Source organism: Shigella sp. SIG6 (assembly GCF_053555815.1).
Map to the genome: position 1 here is coordinate 42877 of NZ_JBQZXC010000012.1, position 7543 is coordinate 50419.

The window sequence follows — 7543 nt, forward strand, 5'->3', positions numbered from 1 at the left end:
GAACAATGACAACATTACTTAACCCCTATTTTGGTGAGTTTGGCGGCATGTACGTGCCACAAATCCTGATGCCTGCTCTGCGCCAGCTGGAAGAAGCTTTTGTCAGCGCGCAAAAAGATCCTGAATTTCAAGCCCAGTTCAACGACCTGCTGAAAAACTATGCCGGGCGTCCAACCGCACTGACCAAATGCCAGAACATTACAGCCGGGACGAACACCACGCTGTATCTCAAGCGTGAAGATTTGCTGCACGGCGGCGCACATAAAACCAACCAGGTGCTGGGGCAGGCGTTGCTGGCGAAGCGGATGGGTAAAACCGAAATCATCGCCGAAACCGGGGCCGGTCAGCATGGCGTGGCGTCGGCCCTTGCCAGCGCCCTGCTCGGCCTGAAATGCCGTATTTATATGGGTGCCAAAGACGTTGAACGCCAGTCGCCTAACGTTTTTCGTATGCGCTTAATGGGTGCGGAAGTGATCCCGGTACATAGCGGTTCCGCCACGCTGAAAGATGCCTGTAATGAGGCGCTACGCGACTGGTCCGGCAGTTATGAAACCGCGCACTATATGCTGGGCACCGCGGCTGGCCCGCATCCTTATCCGACCATTGTCCGTGAGTTTCAGCGGATGATTGGCGAAGAAACCAAAGCGCAGATTCTGGAAAGAGAAGGTCGCCTGCCGGATGCCGTTATCGCCTGTGTTGGCGGCGGTTCGAATGCCATCGGCATGTTTGCTGATTTCATCAATGAAACCAACGTCGGCCTGATTGGTGTGGAGCCTGGTGGTCACGGTATCGAAACTGGCGAGCACGGCGCACCGCTAAAACATGGTCGCGTGGGCATTTATTTCGGTATGAAAGCGCCGATGATGCAAACCGAAGACGGGCAGATTGAAGAATCTTACTCCATCTCCGCCGGACTGGATTTCCCGTCTGTCGGCCCACAACACGCGTATCTTAACAGCACTGGACGCGCTGATTACGTGTCTATTACCGATGATGAAGCCCTTGAAGCCTTCAAAACGCTGTGCCTGCACGAAGGGATCATCCCGGCGCTGGAATCCTCCCACGCCCTGGCCCATGCGCTGAAAATGATGCGCGAAAACCCGGATAAAGAGCAGCTACTGGTGGTTAACCTTTCCGGTCGCGGCGATAAAGACATCTTCACCGTTCACGATATTTTGAAAGCACGAGGGGAAATCTGATGGAACGCTACGAATCTCTGTTTGCCCAGTTGAAGGAGCGCAAAGAAGGCGCATTCGTTCCTTTCGTCACGCTCGGTGATCCGGGCATTGAGCAGTCATTGAAAATTATCGATACGCTAATTGAAGCCGGTGCTGACGCGCTGGAGTTAGGTATCCCCTTCTCCGACCCACTGGCGGATGGCCCGACCATTCAAAACGCCACTCTGCGCGCCTTTGCGGCAGGTGTGACTCCGGCACAATGTTTTGAAATGCTGGCACTGATTCGCCAGAAACACCCGACCATTCCCATTGGCCTGTTGATGTATGCCAATCTGGTGTTTAACAAAGGCATTGATGAGTTTTATGCCCAGTGCGAGAAAGTCGGCGTCGATTCGGTGCTGGTTGCCGATGTGCCAGTTGAAGAGTCCGCACCCTTCCGCCAGGCCGCGTTGCGCCATAATGTCGCACCTATCTTCATCTGCCCGCCAAATGCCGATGACGACCTGCTGCGCCAGATAGCCTCTTACGGTCGTGGTTACACATATTTGCTGTCACGAGCGGGCGTGACCAGCGCAGAAAACCGCGCCGCGTTACCCCTCAATCATCTGGTTGCGAAGCTGAAAGAGTACAACGCTGCACCTCCATTGCAGGGGTTTGGTATTTCCGCCCCGGATCAGGTAAAAGCAGCGATTGATGCAGGAGCTGCGGGCGCGATTTCTGGTTCGGCCATTGTTAAAATCATCGAGCAACATATTAATGAGCCAGAGAAAATGCTGGCGGCACTGAAAGTTTTTGTACAACCGATGAAAGCGGCGACGCGCAGTTAATCCCACAGCCGCCAGTTCCGCTGGCGGCATTTTAACTTTCTTTAATGAAGCCGGAAAAATCCTAAATTCATTTAATATTTATCTTTTTACCGTTTCGCTTACCCCGGTCGAACGTCAACTTACGTCATTTTTCCGCCCAACAGTAATATAATCAAACAAATTAATCCCGCAACATAACACCAGTAAAATCAATAATTTTCTCTAAGTCACTTATTCCTCAGGTAATTGTTAATATATCCAGAATGTTCCTCAAAATATATTTTCCCTCTATCTTCTCGTTGCGCTTAATTTGACTAATTCTCATTAGCGACTAATTTTAATGAGTGTCGACACACAACACTCATATTAATGAAACAATGCAACGCAACGGGAGAAATAACATGGCCGAACATCGTGGTGGTTCAGGAAATTTCGCCGAAGACCGTGAGAAGGCATCCGACGCAGGCCGTAAAGGCGGTCAGCATAGCGGCGGTAATTTTAAAAATGATCCGCAACGCGCATCTGAAGCGGGTAAAAAAGGCGGTCAACAAAGCGGTGGTAATAAATCAGGCAAATCCTGATTCACCGTTAATTATTAATATCAGCTGATAAAGATAATTGCATCTGCGGGCCGTATGGCTCGCAGTGATTTCACTGGAGAAAAATATGAATATGAAGACCATTGAAGATGTATTTATTCAACTGCTTTCAGATACCTACAGCGCAGAAAAACAATTAACCCGGGCACTGGCAAAACTCGCAAGAGCAACATCAAATGAAAAATTAAGTCAGGCTTTTCATGCGCACCTCGAGGAAACTCATGGACAGATTGAACGAATTGATCAAGTTGTGGAATCAGAATCAAATCTGAAAATTAAGCGCATGAAATGTGTGGCAATGGAAGGTCTTATTGAAGAAGCTAATGAGGTCATCGAAAGTACCGAGAAAAACGAAGTGCGTGATGCCGCACTGATTGCCGCAGCACAGAAAGTCGAGCATTATGAGATTGCCAGTTACGGGACATTAGCGACGCTGGCCGAACAATTAGGTTACCGTAAAGCAGCGAAGCTTCTGAAAGAAACCCTGGAAGAAGAAAAGGCCACCGACATCAAACTGACTGATCTGGCCCTTAATAACGTAAATAAGAAAGCCGAAAATAAAGCCTGAAATATGAATTTTAACTTTTAGTCATTTTATAAAGAGGACATTTTCATGAATCGTATTGAACATTATCATGACTGGTTACGTGACGCCCACGCAATGGAAAAGCAAGCCGAATCTATGCTTGAATCCATGGCCAGCCGTATAGATAATTATCCTGAACTACGCGCTCGTATTGAACAACATCTTAGTGAAACCAAAAACCAGATTGTTCAACTGGAAACTATTCTTGATCGTAATGACATTTCACGTTCAGTCATTAAAGATTCCATGAGTAAAATGGCTGCGCTTGGGCAGTCAATCGGTGGTATATTCCCTTCTGATGAAATAGTTAAAGGCTCTATTAGCGGATATGTCTTCGAGCAATTTGAAATCACCTGTTACACCTCACTATTAGCAGCAGCAAAAAATGCCGGTGATACAGTCTCAATTCCGATCATCGAAGCGATTTTAAATGAGGAAAAGCAAATGGCCTACTGGCTGATTCAGCATATTCCGCAAACAACTGAGAAATTTTTAATTCGTTCTGAAACTGATGGCGTAGAAGCGAAGAAATAATACCCTTTATACCATGTCCTTATTGACCCCGTATATTACGGGGTCGTTTTTGTGCGGAATTAAAAACGATATCCTGCTGAGAACATAAACACCCACGGATCGAGGCGTACGCTATCGTGTTGCTGTGCACCGCCTAGCTTATAATTGGCGGTGGTATCGATATCCATGTACCACACTGACATGTTAACCAACCAGTCACGGTTAATCAGATAATCAACCCCCACCTGCCCGGCAGCTCCCCAGGAATCTTTCAGACTGAGATCGGAAAGCCCCGCCTCTTTGCCATGATCGTTAAATCCATTATCAAAGAAGGTGGTGTAGTTAATACCGGCCCCAACGTAAGGACGGAATTTGCTGCTGGCATCACCAAAATACCACTGCGCCATCAGTGTTGGCGGCAGATGGTGAACGGTTGCAATATCGCCGGTCGCCCGGGTGCCGATTTTATGGCGGAACGGCGTCGCTGCCAGTAATTCCACACCAATGTTGTCGGTCGCCATATAAGTAAACGTCAAGCCCAGTTGAGTGTTATTGGTCACGCTGAATCCACCCAGACTTCCTAACGTACCACCAGCACCTTCTGTTGGACGTACGGTTGCAGAACCTGCACGCATAAAAAATTCGCCTGCTTCATGCGCAAAGGCACTGCCAGAAAGAAGAGTTGTTACTGCCAAAGCCGCCACTGTTAACTTTTTCATATCCGCTCCGTCGTTATGGTTATAAAAACGTGACGAATATACCTACATTGGAGTAACAAATGATCCTACATAGATCACATTACATATGATAATTCACCATTTATTGATCTGGATTAATTTAGAAGTTGCATTGAGAATCCTGGTTAATGTGATTTAAATCAATTTTTAAATATTTTCTCTACGCAAATATTAACTCGATCGCCACTTGCCGCGGTTTGCCCACGCCTGAAGGCCAGCAATTACCTCCGCTTTACAAAGATATGCTTTTCCATACAAGACCTGATGCTGCCACCCGAGGCTTAACCAGGGTACAATTGCCCGCTAATTAACACCTGCATAAAACTCAAGGAGAGTGCATGTCTATCACGGCGCAGTCCGTATACCGTGACACCGGAAATTTCTTCCGTAATCAATTTATGACCATTCTGTTGGTATCGTTGCTATGTGCGTTTATCACAGTGGTGTTAGGGCATGTTTTCTCACCCAGTGATGCACAGCTTGCGCAGCTCAATGACGGCGTGCCCGTTAGCGGCAGTAGTGGGTTGTTCGACCTGGTTCAGAATATGTCACCGGAACAGCAACAAATTTTGCTGCAGGCTTCAGCTGCGTCCACTTTTTCAGAATTAATCGGTAACGCCATTCTCGCCGGAGGCGTAATATTAATTATCCAGCTGGTGTCTGCGGGTCAGAGAGTCAGTGCGCTGCGAGCTATTGGTGCCAGTGCGCCGATATTGCCCAAGTTATTTATTCTGATTTTTCTGACTACCCTTTTAGTACAGATTGGCATCATGCTGGTGGTCGTTCCGGGAATTATCATGGCCATTTTACTGGCCCTGGCACCGGTGATGCTGGTACAGGACAAAATGGGCATTTTTGCCTCGATGCGTAGCAGTATGCGGCTGATTTGGGCGAATATGCGTCTGGTGGCACCCGCAGTACTGAGCTGGTTGCTGGCAAAAACACTGTTGCTGCTTTTTGCCTCTTCTTTTGCCGCATTAACCCCGGAAATTGGTGCCGTACTGGCGAACACCTTGAGCAACCTGATTTCTGCCATATTGCTCATCTATCTGTTCCGCCTGTATATGTTGATTCGCCAATAACCTTAAGCATTTGATTACGGTATCGTAAAATGAAGCAGTTTCTTGATTTTTTACCGCTGGTTGTCTTTTTCGCGTTTTACAAGATTTATGACATCTATGCGGCTACTGCAGCGCTGATCGTCGCCACGGCGATTGTGCTTATCTATAGCTGGGTTCGCTTTCGTAAGGTTGAGAAGATGGCCCTGATCACTTTTGTTCTGGTGGTCGTCTTCGGTGGCTTGACGCTGTTCTTCCACAATGATGAGTTTATTAAATGGAAGGTTACAGTCATTTATGCTCTGTTTGCGGGAGCCCTGTTAGTCAGCCAATGGGTGATGAAAAAGCCGCTAATTCAGCGGATGCTGGGTAAAGAACTCACGCTGCCGCAACCGGTATGGTCGAAGCTAAATCTGGCCTGGGCTGTTTTCTTTATCCTTTGCGGTCTGGCAAACATCTACATCGCATTCTGTCTGCCGCAAAATATTTGGGTCAACTTTAAAGTCTTTGGCCTGACCGCCCTTACCTTAATCTTCACATTGTTAAGCGGTATCTATATCTACCGCCACATGCCGCAGGAAGATAAATCCTAACCAGACTGCCAGTCCTTCGGGGCTGGCGCTGTATCTCCTCTGTTCTCCTCAGGAAAATCATAGTAGCATCGCGCCTGTGATTTTCCTTTTAAGTCGGTTTTACCATGTCTACAACACATAACGTCCCTCAGGGCGATCTTGTTTTACGTACTTTAGCCATGCCCGCCGATACCAATGCCAATGGTGACATCTTTGGTGGTTGGTTAATGTCACAAATGGATATTGGCGGCGCTATTCTGGCAAAAGAAATTGCCCACGGTCGCGTAGTGACTGTGCGGGTTGAAGGAATGACTTTCTTACGGCCGGTTGCGGTCGGCGATGTGGTGTGCTGCTATGCACGCTGTGTCCAGAAAGGGACGACATCGGTCAGCATTAATATTGAAGTGTGGGTGAAAAAAGTAGCGTCTGAACCAATCGGGCAACGCTATAAAGCGACAGAAGCATTATTTAAGTATGTCGCGGTTGATCCTGAAGGAAAACCTCGCGCCTTACCTGTTGAGTAATAGTCAAAAGCCTCCGGTCGGAGGCTTTTGACTTTCTGCTTACTGAATTTCGGTGGTGCCGTTAATTTTAAACAGGATATTCACCACAATCCCACTGCCTAGCTTACCCGGCTCATAACGCCATCTGCGCATCGCATTTTTCACCTCACGCTCAAACATGTTCGCAGGCTTGGCTGAGAGGATTTGTACGTTATCCACGCGACCATCCGGCGTGACGTCAAATTTAACTTTAACCTGCCCTTCAATGCGCAATGCCTGTGCTCGTGCCGGATACTGCGGCTGATTACGGCTTAATGCGCGTGGTCCTGAAGCCACACTGGTAACCGGCTTGCTGGTTGCAGCCGTTGCCGTACTTGATGTGGGGCGCGCGGGTGCCGTATTTTCAAACGGTGATGCCGGACGCGACTCTACGGGTTTGACATCGCGTTTTGGCTGCTCCTGTACCTTTTTCACCGGCTTCGGTTTTGGCTTAGGTTTCGGCTTCGGCTTTTCAATGACCACCGGTGCTTCTTTTGGCGGTTCGGGGATCGGCTCAGGTTCCGGTTCTGGCTCTACCACCGGCTCCGGTGGCGGCTGAACGGCTTGTGGCGGTTCGAGATCAGCAGGCGCAACCATCGTGACAGAAATTGGTTGCGCAGGCGCAGGTAGTTCAATAACCTGATGTACCGAGGTATAGAGCAGACCCGCCACAACAGCACCATGAATGCAGACCGAAAGTAACGTCGGCCAGGGGAAGCGGCGAGGTAAATCAAGGGTCATTGTATTGTAGCTATTCGGCATTGTAGCATTAGCCATAACGGTTATAAGCTTATCTTTAAATGAGAATCAATTGCATGGGAGTTTATCACCATGAGGAGCGTAATTACATACCTTCGGTACAGTTCAGCCATACAAGGCGCTGAAGGTGCAGATTCAACCAGACGACAAAACGACCTGTTCAAGCAGTGGCTGAAGAAGAATGGCGATGCTC

10 protein-coding genes and 2 pseudogenes are annotated in these 7543 nt (G+C 48.2%); 10 read left to right on the forward strand and 2 right to left on the reverse strand.

Annotation, left to right across the window (positions count from 1 at the left end; translation table 11 throughout):
• Positions 1–5: 5 nt before the first annotated feature.
• The 5 genes from trpB to ACUU1M_RS03880 all read left to right on the forward strand — a co-directional run bounded on the left by trpB (position 6) and on the right by ACUU1M_RS03880 (position 3703).
• The gene (gene trpB, locus ACUU1M_RS03860) at positions 6–1199 is read left to right on the forward strand and encodes a tryptophan synthase subunit beta (protein ID WP_000209520.1); all 1194 of its coding nucleotides are present in this window, start codon (positions 6–8) and stop codon (positions 1197–1199) included.
• A complete protein-coding gene (trpA, locus tag ACUU1M_RS03865) occupies positions 1199–2005 on the forward strand; it encodes a tryptophan synthase subunit alpha (protein ID WP_000443076.1) in 807 nt (268 codons plus the stop codon). Before trpB ends, trpA begins: the two co-directional genes overlap by 1 nt.
• Before the next feature lie 380 nt (positions 2006–2385).
• Positions 2386–2565, forward strand: coding sequence for a con-10 family general stress protein (locus ACUU1M_RS03870; RefSeq protein ID WP_000807651.1), 180 nt, complete (start codon positions 2386–2388; stop codon positions 2563–2565).
• An 85-nt stretch (positions 2566–2650) separates the two neighbouring features.
• Positions 2651–3151 (forward strand): YciE/YciF ferroxidase family protein, encoded by a 501-nt coding sequence (locus ACUU1M_RS03875; RefSeq protein ID WP_001056505.1) that lies wholly within the window; start codon positions 2651–2653, stop codon positions 3149–3151.
• A gap of 45 nt (positions 3152–3196) precedes the next feature.
• On the forward strand, positions 3197–3703 hold the full coding sequence (locus ACUU1M_RS03880) for a ferritin-like domain-containing protein (protein WP_001079513.1): 507 nt from the start codon (positions 3197–3199) through the stop codon (positions 3701–3703).
• A 59-nt stretch (positions 3704–3762) separates the two neighbouring features.
• On the opposite strand, the gene ompW is transcribed toward ACUU1M_RS03880, so the two are convergent.
• Positions 3763–4401, reverse strand: a complete 639-nt coding sequence (gene ompW / locus ACUU1M_RS03885) for an outer membrane protein OmpW (RefSeq protein ID WP_000737226.1) — start codon at positions 4399–4401, stop codon at positions 3763–3765.
• Positions 4402–4640: 239 nt separating this feature from the next.
• On the opposite strand from ompW, the pseudogene ACUU1M_RS03890 reads away from it, so the two are divergent.
• The 4 genes and pseudogenes from ACUU1M_RS03890 to yciA form a co-directional block, all read left to right on the forward strand.
• A pseudogene (locus ACUU1M_RS03890) lies at positions 4641–4730 on the forward strand (YkgJ family cysteine cluster protein); the annotation flags it as partial.
• Positions 4731–4757: 27 nt separating this feature from the next.
• A complete protein-coding gene (locus ACUU1M_RS03895; RefSeq protein WP_000028534.1) occupies positions 4758–5501 on the forward strand; it encodes a YciC family protein in 744 nt (247 codons plus the stop codon).
• 29 nt (positions 5502–5530) lie between these two features.
• Positions 5531–6070 carry a septation protein A gene (locus tag ACUU1M_RS03900; protein ID WP_000808664.1) on the forward strand — a complete coding sequence of 180 codons (540 nt, stop codon included), beginning with the start codon at positions 5531–5533 and terminating at the stop codon, positions 6068–6070.
• A gap of 104 nt (positions 6071–6174) precedes the next feature.
• Positions 6175–6573: an acyl-CoA thioester hydrolase YciA gene (gene yciA / locus ACUU1M_RS03905; RefSeq protein WP_000108160.1), complete on the forward strand. Its 399-nt coding sequence runs from the start codon at positions 6175–6177 to the stop codon at positions 6571–6573.
• A gap of 39 nt (positions 6574–6612) precedes the next feature.
• Here yciA and tonB read toward each other — a convergent pair whose 3' ends face one another.
• Positions 6613–7332 (reverse strand): TonB system transport protein TonB, encoded by a 720-nt coding sequence (gene tonB / locus ACUU1M_RS03910; protein WP_005074581.1) that lies wholly within the window; start codon positions 7330–7332, stop codon positions 6613–6615.
• A 90-nt stretch (positions 7333–7422) separates the two neighbouring features.
• Here tonB and ACUU1M_RS03915 point away from each other — a divergent pair.
• A pseudogene (locus tag ACUU1M_RS03915) lies at positions 7423–7543 on the forward strand (recombinase family protein); the annotation flags it as partial.